The 21,730-nt window shown below is 72.9% G+C and carries 20 protein-coding genes; 6 read left to right on the plus strand and 14 right to left on the minus strand.

Features of this window, described 5'->3' with window-relative positions:
- Window positions 1-48: 48 nt before the first annotated feature.
- The 10 genes from ACI1MP_RS00955 to ACI1MP_RS01000 form a co-directional block, all read right to left on the minus strand.
- Entirely contained in the window at window positions 49-153 is a 105-nt protein-coding gene (locus ACI1MP_RS00955; protein WP_380330774.1) for a DUF6893 family small protein, read from the minus strand.
- On the minus strand, window positions 147-677 hold the full coding sequence (locus tag ACI1MP_RS00960; protein WP_404867378.1) for a hydrogenase maturation protease: 531 nt from the start codon (window positions 675-677) through the stop codon (window positions 147-149). The genes ACI1MP_RS00955 and ACI1MP_RS00960 overlap by 7 nt, the downstream gene beginning before the upstream one ends.
- Complete coding sequence (locus ACI1MP_RS00965; RefSeq protein ID WP_404867379.1) at window positions 674-2,035, minus strand: hypothetical protein; 1,362 nt, start codon at window positions 2,033-2,035, stop codon at window positions 674-676. The genes ACI1MP_RS00960 and ACI1MP_RS00965 overlap by 4 nt, the downstream gene beginning before the upstream one ends.
- Window positions 2,032-2,673 carry a DUF6084 family protein gene (locus tag ACI1MP_RS00970; protein WP_100584189.1) on the minus strand — a complete coding sequence of 214 codons (642 nt, stop codon included), beginning with the start codon at window positions 2,671-2,673 and terminating at the stop codon, window positions 2,032-2,034. The genes ACI1MP_RS00965 and ACI1MP_RS00970 overlap by 4 nt, the downstream gene beginning before the upstream one ends.
- Complete coding sequence (locus ACI1MP_RS00975; RefSeq protein ID WP_380330784.1) at window positions 2,670-3,317, minus strand: DUF5947 family protein; 648 nt, start codon at window positions 3,315-3,317, stop codon at window positions 2,670-2,672. The genes ACI1MP_RS00970 and ACI1MP_RS00975 overlap by 4 nt, the downstream gene beginning before the upstream one ends.
- Window positions 3,314-3,781, minus strand: coding sequence for a thioredoxin (locus ACI1MP_RS00980; protein WP_380330787.1), 468 nt, complete (start codon window positions 3,779-3,781; stop codon window positions 3,314-3,316). The genes ACI1MP_RS00975 and ACI1MP_RS00980 overlap by 4 nt, the downstream gene beginning before the upstream one ends.
- Entirely contained in the window at window positions 3,778-5,559 is a 1,782-nt protein-coding gene (locus tag ACI1MP_RS00985; RefSeq protein ID WP_404867380.1) for a nickel-dependent hydrogenase large subunit, read from the minus strand. The genes ACI1MP_RS00980 and ACI1MP_RS00985 overlap by 4 nt, the downstream gene beginning before the upstream one ends.
- Window positions 5,560-5,638: 79 nt before the next feature.
- Window positions 5,639-6,694 carry a hydrogenase expression protein HypE gene (locus tag ACI1MP_RS00990; protein WP_189272957.1) on the minus strand — a complete coding sequence of 352 codons (1,056 nt, stop codon included), beginning with the start codon at window positions 6,692-6,694 and terminating at the stop codon, window positions 5,639-5,641.
- Between the two features lie 889 nt (window positions 6,695-7,583).
- Entirely contained in the window at window positions 7,584-8,075 is a 492-nt protein-coding gene (locus tag ACI1MP_RS00995; protein WP_404867381.1) for a flavodoxin family protein, read from the minus strand.
- Between the two features lie 7 nt (window positions 8,076-8,082).
- Window positions 8,083-8,973 (minus strand): universal stress protein, encoded by an 891-nt coding sequence (locus ACI1MP_RS01000; RefSeq protein WP_404867382.1) that lies wholly within the window; start codon window positions 8,971-8,973, stop codon window positions 8,083-8,085.
- Between the two features lie 840 nt (window positions 8,974-9,813).
- Between ACI1MP_RS01000 and ACI1MP_RS01005 the strand changes: the two genes are divergently transcribed.
- The 3 genes from ACI1MP_RS01005 to ACI1MP_RS01015 all read left to right on the plus strand — a co-directional run bounded on the left by ACI1MP_RS01005 (window position 9,814) and on the right by ACI1MP_RS01015 (window position 11,885).
- Complete coding sequence (locus ACI1MP_RS01005; RefSeq protein WP_404870747.1) at window positions 9,814-10,506, plus strand: response regulator; 693 nt, start codon at window positions 9,814-9,816, stop codon at window positions 10,504-10,506.
- 114 nt (window positions 10,507-10,620) lie between these two features.
- Window positions 10,621-10,911 (plus strand): SHOCT domain-containing protein, encoded by a 291-nt coding sequence (locus tag ACI1MP_RS01010; protein ID WP_404867383.1) that lies wholly within the window; start codon window positions 10,621-10,623, stop codon window positions 10,909-10,911.
- On the plus strand, window positions 10,908-11,885 hold the full coding sequence (locus ACI1MP_RS01015) for an Acg family FMN-binding oxidoreductase (protein ID WP_404867384.1): 978 nt from the start codon (window positions 10,908-10,910) through the stop codon (window positions 11,883-11,885). The genes ACI1MP_RS01010 and ACI1MP_RS01015 overlap by 4 nt, the downstream gene beginning before the upstream one ends.
- 2 nt (window positions 11,886-11,887) lie before the next feature.
- Here ACI1MP_RS01015 and ACI1MP_RS01020 read toward each other — a convergent pair whose 3' ends face one another.
- Complete coding sequence (locus ACI1MP_RS01020; protein ID WP_404867385.1) at window positions 11,888-13,606, minus strand: GAF domain-containing protein; 1,719 nt, start codon at window positions 13,604-13,606, stop codon at window positions 11,888-11,890.
- A gap of 210 nt (window positions 13,607-13,816) precedes the next feature.
- Here ACI1MP_RS01020 and ACI1MP_RS01025 point away from each other — a divergent pair, with 210 nt between their 5' ends.
- On the plus strand, window positions 13,817-14,500 hold the full coding sequence (locus tag ACI1MP_RS01025; RefSeq protein ID WP_404867386.1) for a pyridoxamine 5'-phosphate oxidase family protein: 684 nt from the start codon (window positions 13,817-13,819) through the stop codon (window positions 14,498-14,500).
- Between the two features lie 46 nt (window positions 14,501-14,546).
- Window positions 14,547-17,309, plus strand: coding sequence for a GNAT family N-acetyltransferase (locus ACI1MP_RS01030; RefSeq protein ID WP_404867387.1), 2,763 nt, complete (start codon window positions 14,547-14,549; stop codon window positions 17,307-17,309).
- 19 nt (window positions 17,310-17,328) lie between these two features.
- On the opposite strand, the gene ACI1MP_RS01035 is transcribed toward ACI1MP_RS01030, so the two are convergent.
- Window positions 17,329-17,547 carry a DUF1918 domain-containing protein gene (locus tag ACI1MP_RS01035; RefSeq protein ID WP_043907526.1) on the minus strand — a complete coding sequence of 73 codons (219 nt, stop codon included), beginning with the start codon at window positions 17,545-17,547 and terminating at the stop codon, window positions 17,329-17,331.
- Between the two features lie 193 nt (window positions 17,548-17,740).
- Here ACI1MP_RS01035 and ACI1MP_RS01040 point away from each other — a divergent pair, with 193 nt between their 5' ends.
- Window positions 17,741-18,439, plus strand: a complete 699-nt coding sequence (locus ACI1MP_RS01040) for a CBS domain-containing protein (RefSeq protein ID WP_404867388.1) — start codon at window positions 17,741-17,743, stop codon at window positions 18,437-18,439.
- 29 nt (window positions 18,440-18,468) lie between these two features.
- On the opposite strand, the gene ppsA is transcribed toward ACI1MP_RS01040, so the two are convergent.
- Together ppsA and ACI1MP_RS01050 are read right to left on the minus strand one after the other, a co-directional pair.
- Window positions 18,469-20,835, minus strand: coding sequence for a phosphoenolpyruvate synthase (gene ppsA, locus ACI1MP_RS01045; RefSeq protein ID WP_404867389.1), 2,367 nt, complete (start codon window positions 20,833-20,835; stop codon window positions 18,469-18,471).
- 198 nt (window positions 20,836-21,033) lie between these two features.
- Window positions 21,034-21,588, minus strand: a complete 555-nt coding sequence (locus ACI1MP_RS01050; RefSeq protein WP_404867390.1) for a hypothetical protein — start codon at window positions 21,586-21,588, stop codon at window positions 21,034-21,036.
- Window positions 21,589-21,730 lie beyond the last annotated feature (142 nt).

Below are 21,730 nucleotides of genomic sequence, written 5' to 3' on the forward strand. Positions count from 1 at the left end.
CGCGCCGCCGCCGCGCCGGGGGCTACGCCGTTCGCAGCAATCCGCGGCTCACATCCGGCTGATCCTGACGTACCGCTTCACGTCGTCCAGGTTCTGCCAGATGACCGCCGCCACGGCCGTCACGACGGCCGCGCAGAGCAGCTTCTTCACCATGCCGTTGTCTCCCTCTCCACTTGCGGGTCCGCCTGCGCGCCCGTCGGCTCCTCCGCGCCGACGATCCGCAGAACCACCCGGACCGCCTCCTCGACGGCGGCGGCAACCGGTGTGCTCAGGCCGATTCCCTCGTCCAGCGATTCCGGCTCGCAGCCCACCACGAGCACCCGCTCGGGCAGAGTGCCTCCGGTGCCTGCGGCCAGCGTGCCGAGCAGCGCGAGCACTGCGTCGGGTCCCATCCGGTGCCCGTCCAGGACGGGCACCTCGACCGGGCCGGCGTCCGGTTCGATCAGGTAGACAGTGCCCGGCCCGCCGCCTCGCGCGGTGGCGTCGACCAGCACCAGCAGCCGGTAGCCGTTCAGGGCCTGGTATGCGAGGTGGACGCCGCGCACGCCCACGTCGAGCAGTTCGACGTCGTCCGGCAGCGGGTGCTCCCCCAGCCGCCGGACGGTCTCCACCCCGAACCCGTCGTCGCCGAGGAGGATGTTGCCGACCCCGGCGACCAGCACGCGGCCCGTGCTCATGGCTCCTCCAACAGGGCGATCTCGTCGGGCTGGAAGTAGCGGAAGCGGCCCTGGGCCCGCCACAGGTCCGCGCCGGGGTCGTCCTCCACCGTCACGGCGAGGTGGACCGAGCCGTCCACGTCGTGCAGCACGGCCTCGACGAGGGCGGTCCGCCCGTCCAGGAACAGGTCCTGCGCGTCGGTGCGCCGCCGCCCGGGCCTGAGCACGACCCGGCTGCCCGCACCGACCTGCCGGCCGTTGACGACGACCCGGTCGTGTTCCGGGTCGACCTCGGGGTCGTCGCCCGGATCCCACCACGGCCGGCCGGGCGCGTTCCCGGTGATCGCGCGCAGGCCTCGGACGGCGCCGTGCAGGCGTTCCAGCACCTCCGGCGGCATCGAGTCGGCGAGGTCGATCACTGCGCCGGCCCGCTCGTCGGTACCGCGGGCCTCGCGCTTCTCACGGTCGGTCAGGGCGGCGGTCCGCAGTGCGAGAATCTCGTCGATCTCGGTCGCGTCGTAGAGCGCGCCGGGGCTCTCGGGGGCGATGCTCGGGTGGTCCTCCAGGATGATCGGCGAGGAGAGCAGCACCCGGCAGCGTCCGGGCGGCCCGGCGAGGACCGGCCAGGTGTGCTCGTTGCGGCACTGCGCGACCGCCTCCCTGGCCCACTCGGGCGGGTCGGTGACCGACAGGAAGGAGCCCCGGTCGAGCCCGAGCAGCAGGTGCGCCGAGACGAGCGAGTGCGGCAGCGCCGCCTCCCGCCCGCCTGCCGGCGCCACCGTCCGGACGGTGGTGTTCTCCACCACGACGGTCAGCCGCTGGACCGCGTACGGCCCCGGGACCGCGCGGGCCGTCAGCCTCAGCACGCCCTCGACCGACTCCCGTCGCCGGACCAGCCGTCCGATCGGCACGTCTTCCGCATAGAGGGTTTCGATGTCCTCGCCGGCCAGGAGGTGGAACGGGTGCACTGCCCCCTCGGCCGGCTCCGGGACCGGGAGCAGTAGCTCGATGCGCTCCTCGACGCCTTCGTCCCACGGCACCAGCACCCGGTCGGCGAGCTCCAACTCCTCGACCGGCTCGAACCCGCCGCCGGGCAGGGCGCGTTCGACGGTGCGGCGCTGAGCCCGCAGGAAGCGCAGTTCCACGGCCAGTCGGTCGCCGGGGCGCGGCTCCATCAGGCACTCGGTGCGCTGGTGGGAGTGCTCGCCGCTGTCCTCGCCCCAGCCGGGCGGGACGAGCACGCCGAACTGCCAGCGGAGCCGGTTCTTGGCGGCCGAGGCGCGGTAGGGGTACAGCACGTACCCCTCGAAGAGCACGGCGTCGGCGATCTGCCGGGCCTGCGCGAATCTGCGGTCGAACTCCTCGGTCAAGGCGGTCACCGGGCGGCGTCCTCGAACTCGGTGGCGGTGAGAAGTTCCCGCACGGTGGCCTCCCAGGAGGGCAGGGCGCGGCTGGAACGGTAGGCGAGCAGCGCGTCCATCACGTCCTCGGGCAGCCGCAGCCAGCCGCAGCCGGGGAAGTGCCGGTCGATCGCCTCCCGCCACACCGCGACGGGCATCCGCACCGGAGCCTCCCGGTCCCACGGGACCGGGGTGACCTGGAACCCGCGGGGCCCGGCGAACGCGGTGCCCGAGAACAGGAGCAGCAACGGGACCTCCCCGCCGTCCAGCGCCCTGAGGTAGCGGGCGGACGCGACGTCCATGTCGTAGGTGCACGGCACGGGCAGGTCCACCTCGGTCTCGCCGGTGAACCCGGGGACCATCAGCGGCACCTGGGCGAGCTGGACCGGGTTGAGCGTCGTGCCCCAGCGGGAGCGCTCGCCGAACAGGTCGGCGAGCCGCTCGCCCTCCGCCTCGCCGTAGCCGCGGCGGGCGGGTTCGATGCGAAGCTGGCAGCGGAGCGCGAGGGCGTGCACCCGGGCGGCGGGCGCAGTGATCCGCAGCCGAAAGACGAGCGTGGGCCCGGCGGCGTGCGGATCGGTCGTCACGCCGGTACAGGCGAAGCCGAGTTCGGTCATCGGGAGACCTCCGCCGCCAGCGGCCTGGCGCGCTCGTCGAGCCGGGCGAAGAAGGCGTCGAGTTCGGCCCGGGCCTCGGCGCCGCCGTCGAACCCCCGCCAGCAGCGCCGCAGCCGGCCGACCAGTTCGTAGCAGGTGTCGATGGGCACCAGGTGGCACTGGACGCCGTCGTCGGTGTGCCGCAGCAGCAGCGCCTCGACGTCCGGCTCCAGGACGGCGGCGAGCCGGCTGCCGTCGAGGGCGGTCTGCCAGGCGGCCTCGTCCGGCTCGCTCTCGGTGGCACCGGCCGGGCCGGGGTAGAACACCACCAGTCGGTCCTGCCTGGCGTTGCGAAAGAGGAAGGCGGTCCCGACCGGGATGCCGAGCGCCGCCCAGGCGTCCTCGCCGATCCGGTGGTCCGGGTCGATCAGGTGGCGGTCGGGGACACCGCGGTAGCGGCCGCCGGCCGCGCCCGGCTGCTGGAAAAGCAGCCCGCACGCGGTGCAGGCGCAGGTCAGGGCCTGTTCCTCGGTGTCCACCAGGTGCCGGTGCTGCTGCGGAACGCGCTGGCCGCAGAAGGTGCAGCGCTCGGGCTGCGGAGGGGCCGGTTCGCGCAGCCGGCGCAGCAAGGCGGTGCCGAGCCTGTCGAGTCGACGGATGCTCACCGTGCCTCCGCCGGGCTGGGCGGGCGGGCGGAGATCTGCAGCAACTGCGGGGCCTGTTCCAGCTCCAGCGCCGTCACCTCGGGTGCGTGGCAGGCGAGAACGGTCTCGATGTCCTGCTCGGAGCAGCCGCAGCCTCCTCGGGTGCGGCGGAGCCGGGCGGTGCCCGTGGCGGGTTCGTAGCCGGACAGTTCGACCGGCTCGGCGAGGGTGGCGAGCGCCCGGCGGATACGGGCGGTGGCGTCCTCGGGGTGCAGGTCGTGCAGGACGAGGAGTCCGGCCACCACCGGGTCGTCCAGCAGCCGGTCCAGCGCGGGCGGCGGCACCGCCCGGACCAGTCGGGTGAGACCGTCGCCGTACATCTCCATCAGCTCGCGCACCAAGTGCTCGCCGGTCTCCTGCGCGCCGTGCGCGGCGAGCCGGTCCAGCGCTTCCTGGACCCGTTGCCCGGTCTGCTCCGCCGTCATGCGAGCCCGCTCAGGCCGGTGGGCACGTGCATCTGCTGCACGGTCTTCCCGCCGCCCACGTACATGTGGACGCCGCAGGGCAGGCAGGGGTCGAAGCTGCGGACGGCCCGCATGATGTCGATGCCCTTGAAGTCGTCCGGGGAGTTCTCCTCGAAGATCGGCGTGTTCTGCACCGCGTCCTCGTACGGGCCGGGCGTGCCGTAGCTGTCGCGGACGCTGGCGTTCCACGGGGTCGGCGGGTACGGGTGGTAGTTGGCGATCTTGCCGTCCCGGATCACCATGTGGTGCGAGAGCACACCGCGGACCGCCTCGGTGAAGCCGCAGCCGATCGACTCGTCCGGTACTTCGAAGCGCTCCCAGGTCTGGCTGCGGCCTGCGCGGACCTCCTCCAGCGCCTTCTCGGCGAAGTGCAGGGCCGCGGCGGCAGCGTAGGCCTGGAAGTAGGTGCGGGCGCGGTTGCGCTCGATGGCGTTGCTCCACTGCGGGATCTTCCACTCGAAGGTGGTCTCCGGCTTGGTCATCGAGCGCGGCAGGTTGATCACCACGCTGTGGCCGGTGGCCTTGACGTAGCCGATGTCGACCAGCCCGGACAGCGCGGTGGACCACAGCCGGGCGATCGGGCCGCCGCCGGTGTCGAGCGCCAGGTGATCCTTGCCGTCGAACCAGCGTGGGGACATCACCCAGCTGTACTTGTCGTCGAAGTTGCGCTTCCGCGGCTGCGGGACGGTGTGCTGGTTCCACGGGTGGCGCGGGTCGACCGGGTTGCCGAGCGGGTCGTGGGTGACGAACAGTTCCTTGCCCTGCCAGTCCTCGTAGTAGGAGCTGCCGAGCAGGATCCGGATGCCGAGGTTGATCTCGGTGAGGTCGTTGGTGACCAGTTTGCCGTCGACCACGACGCCGGGGGTGACGAACATCCGCCGGCCCCAGTCGGTCATGTTGCGGTAGGTGAAGTCGCAGTGGTCGGGGTCGTTGAGGCTGCCCCAGCAGCCGAGCAGGACGCGCCGCCGACCGACCTCCTCGTACCCGGGCAACGCCTGGTAGAAGAAGTCGAAGAGGTCGTCGTGGAGCGGCACGACCTTCTTCATGAACTCGACGTAGCGCATCAGCCGGGTCAGGTAGTCGGTGAACAGCTGGACGGTGGCCACCGTGCCGACACCGCCCGGGTAGAGCGTGGAGGGGTGCACGTGGCGCCCTTCCATCAGGCAGAACATCTCCCGGGTGTAGCGGCTGACCTGCAGCGCCTCGCGGTAGAACTCGCCCTCGATCGGGTTGAGCGAGCGCATGATGTCGGCGATGGTCTTGTAGCCGTGCTCGCCGGCGTGCGGCGCTTCCGTGCGCTCGGCCAACTCCAGCACGCCGGGGTTGGTCTCGCGGACCATCTTCTCGCAGTAGTCGACCCCGACCAGGTTCTCCTGAAAGATGTTGTGGTCGAACATGTACTCGGCGGCCTCGCCGAGGTTGATGATCCACTCACCGAGGTGCGGGGGCTTCACGCCGTACGCCATGTTCTGGGTGTAGACCGAACAGGTGGCGTGGTTGTCGCCGCAGATGCCACAGATCCGGCTGGTGATGAAGTGCGCGTCGCGCGGGTCCTTGCCGCGCATGAAGACGCTGTAGCCGCGGAAGACCGATGAGGTGCTGTAGCACTCCGCCACCCGCTTCTGCTTGAAGTCGATCTTCGTGTGGATGCCCAGGCTGCCCACGATCCGGGTGATCGGGTCCCAGGACATCTCCACCAGGCCGCTGCCGTCCCCGGCCGCCTTGGTCATCGGTGCCATCGTGTCTGTCGTGCCCTTCTGAAGGGGTGGGAGGAGCGACGGGCGGGCCGCCACGCGGGGTGCGCAGCGGCCCGCCGGATCACCACGGGGCGCGGTAGCCGGTCGTGAGCTTGCGACCGGTGCGGCGCCACTTGGGTTCCTTGTCGACGGTCTTGAGAGTGATCGCACGCAGCCGCCGGATGACCGAGCCGTACGCGGAACTGGCCGCCGTGGAGACGGTCGAGCCGGGAGGCGGGTCCATGAATGGCATGAACTTGTCCGGAAATCCGGGCATCGTGCAGGCGATGCAGATGCCGCCGACGTTCGGGCATCCGCCGACCCCGTTGATCCAACCGCGCTTGGGGACGTTGCACTTCACGACCGGGCCCCAGCAGCCGAGCCGCACCAGGCACTCCGGCGTGCCGTAGTCGGTGGCGAACTGCCCCTGTTCGTAGTAGCCGCCGCGGTCGCAGCCCTCGTGCACGGTGGCGCCGAACAGCCAGGCGGGGCGCAGCTTGTCGTCCAGCGGGATCATCGGCGCCGAGCCGGCCAGCTGGTAGAGCAGGTACGTCAGGGTCTCGGCGAAGTTGTCGGGCTGGATCGGGCAGCCGGGCACGCAGACGATCGGCAGCCCCGCCTTGGACTTCCAGTCCCACCCGAGGTAGTCCGGCACACCCATCGCACCGGTCGGATTGCCCTCCATGGCGTGGATGCCGCCGTACGTGGCACAGGTGCCGATCGCGACGACGCCGGTGGCCTTCGGGGCGAGCCGGTCCAGCCACTCACTGGTGGTGATCGGCTGACCGGTCGCCGGGTCGTCGCCGAAGCCGCACCAGTAGCCCTCCTTCTTGATCTCCTCGTTGGGGATGGATCCCTCGACCACCAGGACGAACGGGTCGAGTTCGCCGCGGTCCGCCTTGAAGAACCACTCGACGAAGTTGTCGGCGCCCTGCACCGGTCCGCACTCGAAGTCGATGAGCGGCCAGTGGACGGCGACCTTCGGCAGGCCCGGCAGGGCCCCCGTGACGATCTCCTCGATGCTCGGCTGCATGGCGGCCGTCAGGGAGACCGAGTCGCCGTCGCAGCTGAGCCCCGCGTTGATCCAGAGAATGTGCACCACGTCGGTGTCGGTGGCACTCGTTGTTGCAGCACCCATGAGGATGCCTCCTCGGAGCCGGGAGAGCCGGACACAATGGCTCAGAACCGTCTTAACAGCGGATGGCCCGGCCCGCCGGTCCACATGGCCGTACGGGACATCCGATGGGCCGCAGACCAGGTCCGCCGTTCGGCTCAACACACCGCCGCTCGGGGGGCGAAGAACTGGCGGCGCATCACCGCCGGTTCCTCGGCCAATATCGGCGGCACCGCCACAACCCGCCAGGCCAACACGCCCAGACCTCATTCGCACAGAAGGCCGCAAGGGCGTTCGGTGCAGTGTCGCGGAGCGAGCGGGACGGAAGTGCGATGAGCGACACGGCGAGCGCCGGGTAAGCAAGTCCACCGAGACCGGGCCTCCGGGAGCGGACTTGGACGGCTTGGCCCACTTCCGGCTACAGCCGGGACGAGGGCCCGGAGAACGCCCCCGGACATGGGCGGAGAAGCCGGCGAGGTCACGGCATATGGCGGGCAGCCCGTCACGATGGCGATGACGGAAGGTACGACGGCCCACGCCGAGCGGCCACGGCATCGGGCTGGGACTGGAGCCCGACGACGGCTGGGCCTGGGACGCCAGCTCCGACCATCGTGACCGATGCCGCCTCGCGGCGGCACGGCGTGGTCGAGCAGGTGCTCAACAGCTGGGGCCCCGTACCGGAACTTCGGGCACCCGGGGGTCGAGCTCGACTGGAGTTGCTTCAAGTACGTGGTCTGCAACGGCGCGACCGTCCGCTTGACCAAACACACACCCTCCGAGTCACGACCGCCATCCATCGCCGAGCCGGCCTCCGGGCCACGACCCACCCAGCGACCGACTCGAGGACTTGGCTTCACCGGCCCCAACAGCGAGCCCGGCGTCCTGAACCCCGAATCCGAGCGCCGGCGCGCCGTCAAGCGAGCTCGGCACCCCAAGCCTTCGCCCGGTTCAGCTCGCCGTCGCGCAGTGGTCCGTTGATCTCTTCCACGAGGAAGCCGACGGGGTCGGACGTGAGGTCGTAGTGGTGGCGGGTGAGGCGCGCGGCGATGCCGTCGGCCGCCGCCCCGGCGTGCTTCGTCTCGACCCGGGTGTCGAACGCGGCGGCGCGGACGCCCGCACCGTCGTCCGGCAGGGAGCGGAACCAGGCGCGCAGGCCCGGGCTCTCCTCCGGTGCGCCCGCCTTCGCGGCCAGGGTGCGACTGAGGCCGGTGGACATGCCCCGCATGTGCGTCGGGCCGCCGACCACCAGCAGGTCCGCGTCCCCGACGACCCCGGTCCCGGCCTCGGCGACCGGTAGGCACCGCACGTCGGCGTCCGGCTTGGTCGTCCGAATGCCGTCGGCGATCGCCTTGGCGACCTGCCCGGTGTTGCCGTACATGCTCTCGTAGACGATCACGGCAAGCATCGTTCGTTCACCTCTCTCTGGTCAGCGGGTCGTCGGCGCCACGCCCGACGGGAACGGTGACGACGGGGCAGAGTGCCTGGCGGATCAGGCCGTGCGGGACGGATCCGAGCCGCAGTCCGGTGAGTCCGCCGTGGCCGTGCCGTCCGACCACGACGGCCAGCGCATGGGCGGACACCCGGACGAGTTCGTCGACGGGACGGCCGCCGATGACCTCGTGGGTGAGGTCGAGGTCGGGTTCGTCAGCGGCGCAGCCCGCGGTGCTCTCGAAAAGGCGCCGCCGGATCTCCGGTTCGCTCTCAAGCGGCTCGAACGGCCGCACGGGTGTCCGTCGCACCCAAACAGCACGCAGGGCCGCTCCCCGGCGGGCGGCCAGGTCGGTGGCGAAGCGCACCGCAGCCCCGCAGTCGGGGGACCCGTCGACCCCGACGACGACGTAGGGCGGCCGGAGGGTGGTGTGCTCGGGTTCCCGTACGACGGCGACCGGGCAGTGCGCCTGGGCGCTGACCGGAACGGTCACGGAGTAGCGGCTCAGCTTCTCCTCCAGGCGGCCCAGGCGGCGCGAACCGAGTACGACGAGGGCGGCCCGCGTGGACTCGGCGCAGAGCAGCGGGGCCGGGCTCCCCTCACGGAGGACGGGCTGCACCTGGAGCCGGGGGTGGCGTTCCAGGGCGATGCTGTTGGCCTTCTCCAGCACGACGGATCCGGCGTCGCGAAGCGACTGGAGGTAGTTGCGGCCGTTGCCGTGCAGGTCGCGAGGCTCATCGGGGACGGCCAGCAGCAGCCGGAGTGGGAGCCCGCGCCGCGCGGCCTCGGCGGCGGCCCAGCCGACAACCATGGGGCTGACCTGCCGGGCGTCGACGCCGAGCACGATCGGGCGGGGTTCGGTGGGCGATGCCATGGTTCCTCCACCGCTGCGGCGGCCGTTGTCCAGTGACGACCGGGTCGACTTCCACGCTAGGCGGACCTGGCGGGGCGGGCGAGGGCCGACCGGCCCCGGCCGGAAGGGGCGTCGGACCCGACTCCGTCGGAGCGTGAAGGAGTGGCTCTCGTCTGGTACCACCGGTACAGCCGCACCGCGGAAACGCACCGTGCCGGGTACGTGCCGGTCCGGGGCGGGGCCGCTGAGCGCGACACGGCAGCCGCGGGTCGAGCCACCGGGAGTCCTTCCAGTGCTGGCGAACCGGCAAGGCCGTCGTCGAAGACATCGACGTCGACATGGTCACCCGCCCCGCGGCCACCCACAGCCGCCTCCTCCACAGCCGGCCACGCCACTGAGCTGCATGGCAACCGGGCGGGGCTCGTGCCAGACTGACAGCACGGGGGAGTTTCGTTATGTGATCGTCCTGGGGAGAAAAGCCATGCCCGAGCGAAATCGCACCAGGGCTGTCTCGGACCGGGAACGGCAGGAAACACTGGAGTACTGGACCGACAGGCGCTCGCGAAAAGCAAAGCCGGCCGAACCCTCGACTGCCCCCGCCGAAACTGTGCAGCGGCTCCGCCGAAACCAGGGCGAGGGGCAGGGATCCACGGGTGCGGATGCCTCCTCGGGGGGAGGGAGCCGAGGAAATATCGGCCAAGCCCTAGAAAAGGTCGATCCGAACATTCACCCGCTCTGGAATTGCGGGAAGTTCTCCTTTACGCAGGCGACCCCGTCAGGGGGACGCAGGACCATCAAGGGAGCGCCGCCATCATCCGGGAATCTGCTTTCAGCGGCGCGCGGATGAGTCGGGAAGCCGACATGGACCGGGCCCCGTCTGCCGGGGCGGGACATCCGGTGACGGTGTTCCTGCTCGACGACCACGAAGTGGTCCGGCGCGGAGTGAAGGACCTGCTGGACGCCGAGCCCGACCTGCGGGTGGTCGGCGAGGCGGGCACCTGCGCGCAGGCGCTGGCTCGCGTCCCGGCGCTCCGACCGCACGTCGCGCTGCTGGACGTGCGGCTGCCGGACGGCGACGGCGTGACGGTCTGCCGGGAGCTGCGGGACCAGTTGCCGGAGCTGGCCTGCCTGATGCTGACCTCCTTCGAGGACGACGACGCCCTGCTGGATGCGATCATGGCGGGTGCCGCCGGCTATGTGCTCAAGCAGGTCAAGGGTGCGGACCTGGTGGCGGCGGTTCGCACGGTGGCCTCCGGCCAGTCGATGCTCGACCCGGCCACCACCCGCAAGCTGATGGAGAGCCTGCGCCACCATGAGGAGAGCGGCGCCGAGGCGGCCCTTGCCCGACTCACCCCGCGCGAGCGGGAGGTCCTGGCGCTGATCGGTGAAGGGAAGACCAACCGCGAGATCGGGCACGACCTGTACCTGTCGGAGAAGACGGTGAAGAACCACATCTCCCGGCTGCTCGCCAAGCTCGGCGTCGAGCGTCGGCTCCAAGCGGCCGTACTGGCCGCGCACGCCGAGGAGGAGCACCGGTCCCAGCATCGAGGATGAGCCCGGTCGGCCGGGCAAAGGGGACCACCTGGCCCAAGCAACATGCCGCTCCCCGGTCGCATCGTGGACGGTGAAGGGTGCCGGCCCGGCGCCCACCGGCCCGGGGAGGCCGTGATGATGTACTGGAACGGATACGGAATGGGCAACTGGGGCGTCGGCTTGATGGCGCTGACGGTCCTGCTGTTCCTGGGCCTGACGGCCGTGGCGATGGTCGTGCTGGTCCGACACCTCGGCGGCTCCGCCGGCCCGCGGCCGCCGCACCGGCAGTCGGAGCCCCGGCCCGAGCCCGAGCAGTTGCTCGCCGAGCGCCTCGCCCGCGGCGAGATCGCCCCGGACGGGTATCGGCGCACACTGGAGGCGCTGCGCCCGGTCCGGACCCGGAGCGAGCGGGGGTGGACGCCGTGACCGTCCCCGTCCTCGACGCCCCCGCGTTGGAGAAGCTGATCTCTGCGGCGGTCGCCGCGCCGTCCGTCCACAACACCCAGCCCTGGCGTTTCCACCTGGTGCCGGAGACGTCGGTGCTGGAGGTGTGGGCCGTCCCCGAGCGGGCCTTGTCCGCGATCGACCCGGAGGGCCGGGCGCTGCACGTCTCGGTGGGCGCGGCCGTACTCAACCTGCGCACCGCGGCCCGGCACCTCGGGTGGTCCCCCGAGGTGCGGCTGCTGCCGGACCCGGCCGAACCCGACCTGCTCGCGGGCGTGCAGCTGGACTCCGCCGCCGTCTGCCACGCCCCGGCCGTCGAGGCGCTGTACGACGCGATCTGGCGGCGGCACTCGATCCGTTCCCCGTTCACCGGGCCGCCGGTGCCTGCGGACGTCCTCGCCGAGCTCGTCGACGCCGCCCACGCGGAGGACGCGGAGCTGGAGCTGCCCGACGACGCCGAGACCGCGCGCCTGCTGCACCTCACCGCCGAGGCAGAGCGGCGCGGTGCCACCGACCCCGCCCAGCGGGTCGAGAGCCGCAACTGGGTGCGGCAGCCGGGCGCCTCGCTCTACGGCATCCCGACCTCGGCCCTGGGCCCGCAGGACGCGGCGGGCCGACTGCCGATGCGGGACTTCAGTGCACTTGCGCCGGAACGGCACCTCGCCCCGGTGCCGTTCGAGGAACGTCCGCGGATCGCCGTCCTGCTGACCCACGGTGACCACCCGGTGGACTGGCTGCACGCGGGCCTGGCCCTGGAGCACGTGCTGCTCGCTGCCACCGTCCACCGGGTGCGGGCCTCGCTGCTGCACCAGGCGATGGAGTGGCGGTTTCTCCGCTGGGAGGCCCGGGAAGTCCGGCACGGGCCGGCGTTCGCGCAGATGCTGATCCGGCTCGGCTACGGCCCGGAGGGCGCGCCGACCCCGCGGCGGCCGGCCGCCGACGTGATCGACAGCTGAGGTCAGCCGTCCGGCAGCGGTACCCGCCAGACCAGTTCGGTGCCGCCGGAGGGGCGGGCCCGGGCGTGGAACTCGCCGCCCAGCGCGGCGGCCCGCTCGGCCAGGTTCGCCAGCCCGCTGCGCCGCCCGCCCTCGGGCAGGCCCACGCCGTCGTCGGACACGCTGACCGTGAGGCGCCCCTCGCCGCTCTCCACCACCACGTCGACGGCGCTCGCCCTGGCGTGCTTGGCGGCATTGGACAGCGCCTCTTGAAGGACGGCGGTGGCCTCGGCGGCGACCGCCCCGGGCACGCCGACATCGAGCAGCCCGGTCATCCGCAGGGCCGGGGCGAAGCCCAGCGGGCCGGTGGCCCGTTCGACGGCCGCCACCACGGCGGCGCGCAGGCCGTGGGCGGCCGGTCCGGCGTCACGTACGCGCAGGCCGAAGATGGTGGCCCGAATGGTCCTGGCGGTCTCGTCGAGTTCGTCGATGGCCCGCAACACCCGTTCCTCGGCCTCGGGGTGCTCGATGAAGCGGGTGGCGCCCTGCAGGGTCATGCCGACCGCGAACAGTCGCTGGATCGCCAGGTCGTGCAGGTCGCGGGCGATCCGGTCGCGTTCCTGGAGCAACGCGACCTGCTCGGAGTCGCGGCGGCGTTCGGCCAGCTCCATGGCGACTGCGGCCTGCCCGGCGAACCCCGTCAAGGGCGTCGACTCGTCCGGTTCGAAGAGCGCCGACCCGGTCGTCCTGGCCAGCATCAGCACGCCGCGCACGCCCAGTTCGGCGGTGCCGATCGGCACCGCGACCGCCGGGCCCAGTCCCTCCCAGCGGGGCGGGCCGACAGTGATCCGCGGATCGTTGCGGACGTCGCTGCTGGTCACCAGCGTGCCGGAGCGAGCGGCCGCACCCATGAACGTGCCTGTCAGCGGGAGCATCAGCCCGCGGTGTTCACGCGCTCCCCGGCCGACGGCAATTCGCACCTCCAGTTCTTCGCCGTCGGGCAACAGCAGGGCGACCGCCGCGAGGTCGGCGCGGGCGATCTCGCCGGCGCGTGTCACCAACAGGTCGAGCACCTCCTGCTCGGCGCTGCCCGACAGCAGGCTGCTGGTGACCGCGGCGCCTGCGGCCAGCCACTGCTCGCGGAGCCGGGCCCGGGCGTACAGCCGGGCGTTCTCGATGGCCACACCGGCCGCGACGGCGAGGGTCTCCAGCACCGCCTCGTCCTCGGCGTCGAACTCGTCCGCGCCGCGCTTCTCGGTCAGGTAGAGGTTGCCGAACACCTTGCCGCGGATGCGGATCGGCACACCCAGGAAGCTGTGCATCGACGGGTGGTTCGGCGGGAAGCCGTAGGACGCGGGGTGGTCGGCGATCCGGGCGAGCCGAAGCGGCTCCGGGTGGCGGATGAGTTCGCCGAGGATGCCGTGGCCGGAGGGCAGCGGGCCGATCCGCCGGGCCTGTTCCTCGGTGATGCCGACCGGGACGAACTGCGACAACCGTTGGTCCTCGCCGATCACGCCGAGCGCCCCGTACTCGGCGTCGACCAGGTTCGCGGCGGCCTCGACGATGTGCCGCAGCACCTGGGTCAGATCGAGGTCGCGCCCGACCGCGAGGACGGCCTCCAGCAGGTTGTGCACCCGGTCGCGGGTTCCGCGCGCAGCGTCCAGCCGGCCCTGCAGCTCGTCCAGCAGGTCATCCAGCCTGAGCTGCGGCACCGGCGTCGGGCTCTCTTCTGCGCTGCCCACCGTGATCCTCCGGGCTCGGTGACGGCGTTTCCAGCGTAGGTGCGACGGCCCGGGAGAGCGCGTGGTGCGGCCGGTCCGGTAGGGCCGGTCGGCCCCTGCGCCCGACCCTGGCAGGCCCATGGCCTGGGCGGTCGGGGCGCGGAGGCTGGAAGGTGGAAGTACTTTCGAGTTCGCCCTGTTCCGGACCTGAATGCCAGGAGGTGGAATCCCATGGACGTCCAGCCCCCGGCCGACCCGTCGGCCGCCGAAGCGGTCGCCCGCCGGATCGCCGTCCGCCAGAGCCTGCTCGGCATCGACACGGACACGCTGGCAATGCTCACGGGCATGTCACGCCGCTACCTGGAGTTCCTGACCACGGCCGGCCCGTCCTTCGACCCGAACGGCTTCCTGCGGATCGCCGCCGCGCTCGGCCTGACCTACCAGGAGCTGCTGGCCGGCCGACCCGACCGGCCCCCCGGGCAGGGATCGCCCGCGCTCCGGCCGGTGCTGGTGCGGCTCAGCAGGGAGGAGTGCTGGGACGACCTCGGCGCGCGGGGCGTCGGTCGCATCGCCCTGCCCGGCGACCACGGACCTGCCGTCTTCCCCGTCAACTACGCCGTCGACCGCCACACCGTCGTCTACCGCACCCACGACCACGGCGCCACCGACCCGCCGCCCGGCACCGACGTCTCCTTCGAGGTCGACCGCATCGACGACCGCCGCAGCACCGGCTGGAGCGTCCTGATCACCGGCCGGGCCGAACACATCGACGACCCACCCACCCTCCAACGACTCCTCCGCGACCTCGCCGTCCAACCCTGGGCCGGCGGCCCGCGCGACCGCTGGATCCGCATCCGCCCCGCAACGGTGTCCGGACGCCGGATCACCAGCATGCCCGCCGAGGCCGAGGACTGAGCCGCGCCCCGCACCCGCGGGCCCCACCGGCCGAAGGAGCGCCGCCATGACCGAACAGCCAGCGAGCACCGTCCCTTCCCCGGCACCGCGCGGACGGGCGGACCGGGCATCCGGCGAGGAGGCGCTGCTCACCGACGGCAGCACCGTGCGGATACGCCCCCTCACCCCGGCCGACCGTCCGCAGGTGCTCGCGCTGCACGCGGACCGCATGTCGGATGCCAGCCGGCGGCTGCGCTTCCTCGGCAGCAGCCGCCGCGCGCCGGAGCTGACGGCCGACCGGCTGTGCGGGCCGCCCCGCCCCGAGCTGTACGCGCTCGGCGCGTGGACGGCGGGCGTGCTCGTCGGGGAGGCCGACTTCGAGACTGCCGCCGAACAACCCGACACCGCGGAACTGGCCGTCGCGGTGGCCGACGCCTGGCACCACCGCGGCGTCGGCAGCCTGCTGCTGGAGTACCTGGTGCACGCCGCCCGGGAGCGCGGCGTCGCCGCCTTCGAGGCGGACGCCCTGGCAGGCAACAGCGCTGTACACCGTCTGTTCTCCGACCTCGGGCTGCCGGTGCACCGCCGCTACCGGGAGGGCGAGGTCCGGGTCCAGGTCCCGCTGGCCGGCGCGGACACGGATGAGCACTACCTGCGGGCGGTGGAGGAACGCGGCCGCACCGCCGATCTCGCCAGCCTCGCCGCCCTGCTGCGGCCGCACTCGGTCGCCGTCCTGGGTGCTTCCCGGCGGTCGGGGTCGGTCGGGCAGAGCGTGCTGCGCAAGATCCGCGACGGCGGGTTCCGCGGCGAGGTGTGGGCGGTCAACCCGCACGCCGAGCGGGTCGCCGACATGCCCTCCTACCCTTCGCTCGAAGCGCTGCCCCGGATACCGGAGCTGGCGGTGCTCGCCGTTCCGGCCGCCGCCGTCCCCGCCGCGGCCGAGGAGTGCGGCCGGGCCGGCGTACACGGCCTGGTGGTACTGACCTCCGGCCTGGACGCCGATCAGGCGCGGCAGTTGCTGCACAGCTGCCGGGCGCACTCGATGCGACTCGTCGGCCCGAACAGCCTGGGCATCGCCCAGACCGACCCCGCGGTGCGGCTGGACGCCGAGTTCGGCGGTGCCTTCCCGCAGCCCGGCACGGCGGGGGTCGCCGTGCAGTCCGGCGGCGTCGGCATCGCGCTGCTGGAACAACTGGCCTGGCTGGGCATCGGCGTGTCGACGTTCGTCTCGCTCGGCGACAAGTACGACGTCAGCGCCAACGACCTGTTGCAGTGGTGGGAGAGCGACGACCGCACGAACCTGGCCCTGCTGCACCTCGAATCCTTCGGCAACCCGCGGGCGTTCGCCCGCACCGCCCGCCGGGTCACCCGCCGCTTCCCGGTCCTGACCGTCGACGCCGGACGCTCCTCGGCCGGCCGCCGCGGGGCCGCCGCACACACCGCCGCCGCTGCCGTCCCGGCCGTCACCCGGGCCGCGCTGTTCGACCAGGCCGGCATCACCGCCACCCGTTCCGTCGCCGAGCTGGTGGAGACTGCGGCACTGCTGCACGCCCAACCGCTGCCCGCGGAGCGCGGCGCAATCGCCGTGGTCTCCAACGCCGCGGGGATCGGCATCCTCACCGCCGACGCCTGCGTCGAGGCCGGGCTGCACCTGCCCGGCCTGCCGGACAGGCTCGCCGACCGGCTGCGCCGCGCGCTGCCGGGCGGCGCGGGCACCGGCAACCCGGTCGACATCACCCCCGCCGCCGGGCCCGACGAACTGCTCCACTGCCTCGACCTGCTGGAACACAGCGGCACCATGGACGCTCTGGTGGTGTGCCTGGTACCCACCGCACTGACCGCCGACCCGGACCGGGATCCGTTGCGTGCACTCCTGGACGGCCCGGGACGGCGCCGCCTTCCGGTCGCCGCCGTGCGGATCGACCAGCAGGCGCCGGTCGGCTTCCTGACAGCCCGGGACGGCACCCTGATCCCCGCCTACGCCGATTCCCGCTCGGTTGCTTCCGCCCTGACCGCCGCCCACGCGCGAGCCCGCATGCTGGCCCGTCCCGCGTCCGCCGAGGCCGAGCTGCCGGACTGCGACCCCGCGGCCGCGCAACGGCTGGTGGACGGATTCCTCGCCGAGCGGCCGAACGGCGGCCTGCTCGACCCGGCACGCACCGCCGACCTGCTGGAGTGCTACCGCCTGCCACTGACCACGACGGTCTGGGCCCCCAACGAGCACACGGCCGTCCTCGCCGCCCGGTCGCTGCGCCTGCTCGGCCACAGCGGCCGGGCGGTGCTGAGCGCCCACCGGGCCGGACAGCCGGCCCGGGAATCGTCGAGGGCCGTCCGTTCCGACGCCGAAACGCGCGACGCCTTCCGGGAGTCGACCGCGTCCTCGGGCGGACGGACGACCGGCGTGCTGGTCCGCCCGGCGGCCGCGCCCGGTGTCGACCTGCGCATCGACGTCCGCCAGGACGAGGTGTTCGGCCCGCTGGTGCTGCTCGGCCTCGACGGACCGACCGGCGAACTGCTGGACGACCGGGCCGCCCGTCTCGCGCCGCTGACCGAGGCCGACCCCGCCGCGATGGTCGCCGAACTGCACGCCGAACCGTTGTTCCCGAGCCGTCGCCCGGCCGACCTGGCCGAACTGCACCGAGTACTGGTCGGAGTGTCACGGATGGCCACCGACCTGCCGCAGCTCACCGAGGCCCGGCTCGGCCCCGTCGTCGTCCGGTCCGACGGCGTGCTCTGCACCGACGCGCTGATCCGCGTCGAGCCGCGGCTGCCGTTCGACCCGTACCTGCGCCGGCTGCGCCGTCGACCGCTCACCGAAGCATCGGGGTGAACCGCCCGCCTGCCCGGCATCAGCCCGGAGAGCGCTCCTGGGTCCCGGGCCGGGTGTAGTGGTGGATCCGGGCGTCCGGGCCGGGGAAGTACTCCGACACCCGTCCGGTGTCGGACCAGCGCACGTCGTACGGCGGGCTGCCGTCGGCGTGGTGCAGGGCGACGACCTCGCCGTCGCGGCGGGCCGCACCGGGGCGGGTGCCCTCGACGATGAGGCGGTCTCCGACCGAGGCTCTCATGGCGCTCTCCTCTCCTTCGGGGACACGTCTGTCCACGACGGTCTCCCGGAGTCCTTTCCAGCATCCACCGGTCGCCGGGCGTCCGCGTGGGCCGCCGGGACCAGCTGCGGGGACCGGTCGGCCCTGTCCCGGCGCGGGCGGTCGGGCCGATGGTGGAGGTAGAGCGGAACCTAGCGGCGGAGGAGTGAGGACCATGCAGCACCGCAGTGTCGCCGAGCTGATGACCCGTGAGGTGGTGACGGCCCGACCGGACACCTCGTTCAAGGAGGTCGCCGCGCTGTTCCACCGCAACGACATCACCGCTGTTCCGGTGGTCGACGACCAGGACCGGCCGGTCGGCATGGTCTCCGAGGCGGACCTGCTCCGCAAGGAGGCCGTCCTGCCGGACCCGGAGGACCGCCACCCGGGCCGTTGGCTTCGGCCGCCCGACCAGGCCCGTGCCGAGGCGGAGACCGCCGGTGGGCTGATGACCAGCCCCGTGGTGACCGCGCGGGCGTCCTGGTACGTCGGCGAGGCCGCCCGCCAGATGGACCGCCACCGGGTCAAGCGCCTGCCGGTGGTGGACGAGGCGGGCCGCCTCATCGGCATCGTCAGCCGGGCCGACCTGCTGCAGGTCTTCCTGCGGCACGACGGCGCGATCCACGAGGAGATCGTCCACGACGTCCTCGGCCGTACCCTGTGGCTGGCCCCGGACACCGTGGGCGTCACCGTGCAGGACGGCGTGGTCACCCTCACCGGCCGTCTCCCCCGCCGCAGCCTGATCCCGCTCGCCGAGCGCCTGTGCCGCGCGGTCGACGGCGTGGTGGCCGTCCACCAGTCCCTGGACTGGACCGAGGACGACACCCGGACCGCGTTCGAGCATCCCCACGCCTACCGGGCGGGCGACAGCTGAACATTCGGACGCCACGGGGCGGCAGTGCGTCACCTGCCGCCCTCCGCGTCGGCGACGCACTGTTTGACGGCGGCGAAGCTGTCCGGTGCGACGGAGACCGAGTCGATGCCGCAGTGCACCAGGAAGCGGGTGAACTGCGGGTCGCTGCTCGGTCGTTGACCGCACAGGCCGACCGGTCGGCCCGCCGCGTGGGCGGCGGTGACCAGGTGCTCGATGGAGCGGGTGACGGCGGGGTCGGTCTCGTCGAAGAGGTGGGAGAGCAGGTCGGAGTCCCGGTCCACGCCGAGGGTGAGCTGGGTGAGGTCGTTGCTGCCGACGGAGAAGCCGTCGAAGCGTTCGGCGAACTCCTCGACGAGCACGATGTTGGAGGGGATCTCGGCCATCACGTACACCTTCAGGCCGTTGCGGCCGCGCTCCAGCCCGTTGGCGGCCATTTCGGCGAGCACCCGGTCGGCCTCCTCCGGGGTGCGGCAGAACGGGATCATCACCACGAGGTTGGTCAGGCCGATCTCGTCGCGGACGCGGCGCAGCGCCCGGCACTCCAGGGCGAAGCCTTCGCGGTAGCGGTCGTCGTAGTAGCGGCTCGCGCCGCGCCAGCCGATCATCGGGTTGGCCTCGACGGGTTCGAAGGGGCGGCCGCCGAGCAGGCGGGCGTACTCGTTGGTCTTGAAGTCGCTGGTGCGGACGATCACCGGGTCGGGCCGGCGGGAGGCGACGAGCGGGGCGATTCCCTGGGCGAGCCGGTCGACGAAGTACTCGGTGCGGTCGGGCCTGCCGTCGGTCAGGGCGTCGACGGCCCGCCGGTCCTCGGGGGACAGGCGCTCCGGGTGGACCAGCGCCATCGGGTGGACCCGCACCTGGTGGGCGACCACGAACTCCGTCCGGGCCAGGCCGACGCCGTCGGCGGGCAGCTGCCACCAGCGGAACGCGGCGGCCGGGTCGGCGAGGTTCAGCATGACGCGGGTGCGGGTCTTCGGCAGCGTGCCGAGGTCGGTCTGCGTCTCCTCCCAGTCGACCCGGCCTGCGTAGACGTGGCCCTGCTCGCCTTCGGCGCAGGAGACGGTGACCTCCTGGCCGTTCTCCAGGACCCGGGTGGCCCGCCCGGTGCCGATCACTGCGGGGACGCCGAGCTCACGGCTGACGATCGCGGCGTGCGACGTGCGGCCGCCGTGGTCGGTGACGATCGCCGAGGCGCGTTTCATCAGCGGTTCCCAGTCGGGGTCGGTGATCGTGGTGACCAGGACGGCCCCTTCGGGGAAGCGAGCGATCTCGCCGGGCGCCGACAGCGCGCAGACCGGGCCGTGCCCGATCGCCTGGCCGACGGCGAGACCGTCCACCAGCCGTTCGCCGGTTCCGGTCATCCGGTAGTGGCGCAGCACCGAGCCGGCCCGCCGGGACTGCACGGTCTCCGGCCGCGCCTGGACCAGGAACAGCTGGCCGGTCCGCCCGTCCTTGGCCCACTCCAGGTCCATCGGGCAGCCGTAGTGGCGTTCGACCGCGACGGCCCACCGGCCGAGCGTGGCGAGGTCGCTGTCGTCGAGGACCCGGGCGGCGCGTTCCTCGGCGGTGGTGTCGACGGTCCGGGTGGAACCCTGCTCGTCGTAGACGGCCTTGCGGCGCTTGGCGCCGACGGTGGCCCGTAGCAGCGGCGTCCGCTCCGCGCCGTCGTCGAGCAGCGGCTTGTACAGCAGGTACTCGTCGGGGTCGACCTGCCCGCCGACGACGGTCTCGCCCAGCCCCCAGGCGGCGCTGACCAGCACCACGTCCGGGTAGCCGGTCTCGGTGTCGAGGGTGAACGCGACGCCGGCGCTGCCGAGGTCGGAGCGCACCATCAGCTGCACGCCGACGGAGAGGGCGACCGCGAGCTGGTCGAAGCCCAGCCGCTGCCGGTAGTCGATCGCCCGGTCGGTGAACAGCGAGGCGTAGCAGCGCCGGCAGGCGTCCAGCAGGGCGGGGACGCCCCGCACGTTCAGGAAGGTCTCCTGCTGCCCGGCGAAGCTGGCCTCGGGCAGGTCCTCGGCGGTTGCGCTGGAGCGCACCGCGACGTCCGGGTCGGCCCGGCCGGTGGATTGCGCCAACTGCCGGTAGGCGTCGGCGAGTTCCGCTTCGAGTTGCGGCAGCAGCGGGGTGGCCAGCAGCGCTGCTCGGACGGCCGCGCCCACCTCCGGCAGCGTACCGTCCTCTCCCAACCGACCGAGTTGCTCCTCGACCCGCTGCCGCAGGCCGGCGGTGTCGAGGAATTCACGGAAGGCGTCCGCGGTGGTGGCGAATCCGCCGGGAACCCGGACCCCGGCGGTCGTGAGCCGGTTGGTGAGTTCGCCGAGCGAGGCGTTCTTGCCGCCGACCAGGGGTACGTCGGCGCGGCCCAGCTCGGTGAAGGGGATGATCCGTCGCATGTCGAGCTCCCCGGTCAGTAGGGCATCGGGCGGCCGGACGGGGTCCGCAGGTCCAGTGGGGGACGCGGCTCCGGGCGGGTCGGGCGTTTGCGGATCCGAATGCGGTCCATGGCTCTGCCACCTCCTGGGTGGGCGTCTTTCCCACGGTCTCTCGCCGCGGGGGTCGTTTCCAGGCCGGGCGGCCCGGGCCGCGGCGGGTCAGCTGGGCCGGCTGCGGGTCCAGCGGGGTTCGACCTGTTGCCACTCCGCGTCCCAGCGGGCGTAGCGGCTGCGGTCCAGGACGTACGTCGTGCCCCTCCAGGTCAGTGCGCAGGCCAGCGGCACGGCGGCGGCGGTGATCAGGGCGGCGGTCCAGGCCGCTGCGGTGGCCTGGCTGGCGGCGGCCGGTGCGTGGACGACGTTGCCGTGGGCGTCCAGCCAGATCTGCACCGGTGCGCCGGCGTCCTGGCCGGAGTCCACGGTGGCGGTGGCCCGGTGCGCGGCGCCGTCGGCGGTCCACGTCACGGCGGCCGGCACGGTGCCGAGGTCCGGCGCGGCCGGGACGTCCTCGGCGAGCCGCGCCGTCACCGGGTGCCGGTCGGCGGCCTGGGCCCGGTCGGCCCGGGCCTGCGCAGTGTGGACGGCCAGTCCGACGGCGAGCGCCGCCGGGAGCCCGGCGATCGCGAGGACCAGCAGGATCCGGGCCAGCCACCACTGGACGCGGTCGCTGCCCCGCCTGAGCGGGTTGTTCCGTTGCCCCGGGTGCGCACGCATGACGTCCGCCTCCTCACCGGTCGGCCGTGGCCCCGTCTCAAGCTTCCCGGGGACGGTCGTGGCCCGACGTGGTCCGAACGGCCCTTTCGGTCCGGAAACCGGACCGGGTCGTCGGGCCGGCCCGCCCGCGAGGGGCGCGCGG

Source organism: Kitasatospora griseola (genome assembly GCF_044999035.1).
GTDB lineage: Bacteria > Actinomycetota > Actinomycetes > Streptomycetales > Streptomycetaceae > Kitasatospora > Kitasatospora griseola.

Bases quoted from the DNA above. Each gene is read 5' to 3' on its own strand.
- ACI1MP_RS00955 (WP_380330774.1), bottom strand. From the start codon at position 153: ATGGTGAAGAAGCTGCTCTGCGCGGCCGTCGTGACGGCCGTGGCGGCG.
- ACI1MP_RS00960 (WP_404867378.1), bottom strand. From the start codon at position 677: ATGAGCACGGGCCGCGTGCTGGTCGCCGGGGTCGGCAACATCCTCCTC.
- ACI1MP_RS00970 (WP_100584189.1), bottom strand. From the start codon at position 2,673: ATGACCGAACTCGGCTTCGCCTGTACCGGCGTGACGACCGATCCGCAC.
- ACI1MP_RS00980 (WP_380330787.1), bottom strand. From the start codon at position 3,781: ATGACGGCGGAGCAGACCGGGCAACGGGTCCAGGAAGCGCTGGACCGG.
- ACI1MP_RS00985 (WP_404867380.1), bottom strand. From the start codon at position 5,559: ATGGCACCGATGACCAAGGCGGCCGGGGACGGCAGCGGCCTGGTGGAG.
- ACI1MP_RS00990 (WP_189272957.1), bottom strand. From the start codon at position 6,694: ATGGGTGCTGCAACAACGAGTGCCACCGACACCGACGTGGTGCACATT.
- ACI1MP_RS00995 (WP_404867381.1), bottom strand. From the start codon at position 8,075: ATGCTTGCCGTGATCGTCTACGAGAGCATGTACGGCAACACCGGGCAG.
- ACI1MP_RS01000 (WP_404867382.1), bottom strand. From the start codon at position 8,973: ATGGCATCGCCCACCGAACCCCGCCCGATCGTGCTCGGCGTCGACGCC.
- ACI1MP_RS01005 (WP_404870747.1), top strand. From the start codon at position 9,814: ATGGACCGGGCCCCGTCTGCCGGGGCGGGACATCCGGTGACGGTGTTC.
- ACI1MP_RS01010 (WP_404867383.1), top strand. From the start codon at position 10,621: ATGATGTACTGGAACGGATACGGAATGGGCAACTGGGGCGTCGGCTTG.
- ACI1MP_RS01025 (WP_404867386.1), top strand. From the start codon at position 13,817: ATGGACGTCCAGCCCCCGGCCGACCCGTCGGCCGCCGAAGCGGTCGCC.
- ACI1MP_RS01030 (WP_404867387.1), top strand. From the start codon at position 14,547: ATGACCGAACAGCCAGCGAGCACCGTCCCTTCCCCGGCACCGCGCGGA.
- ACI1MP_RS01035 (WP_043907526.1), bottom strand. From the start codon at position 17,547: ATGAGAGCCTCGGTCGGAGACCGCCTCATCGTCGAGGGCACCCGCCCC.
- ACI1MP_RS01040 (WP_404867388.1), top strand. From the start codon at position 17,741: ATGCAGCACCGCAGTGTCGCCGAGCTGATGACCCGTGAGGTGGTGACG.
- ppsA (WP_404867389.1), bottom strand. From the start codon at position 20,835: ATGCGACGGATCATCCCCTTCACCGAGCTGGGCCGCGCCGACGTACCC.
- ACI1MP_RS01050 (WP_404867390.1), bottom strand. From the start codon at position 21,588: ATGCGTGCGCACCCGGGGCAACGGAACAACCCGCTCAGGCGGGGCAGC.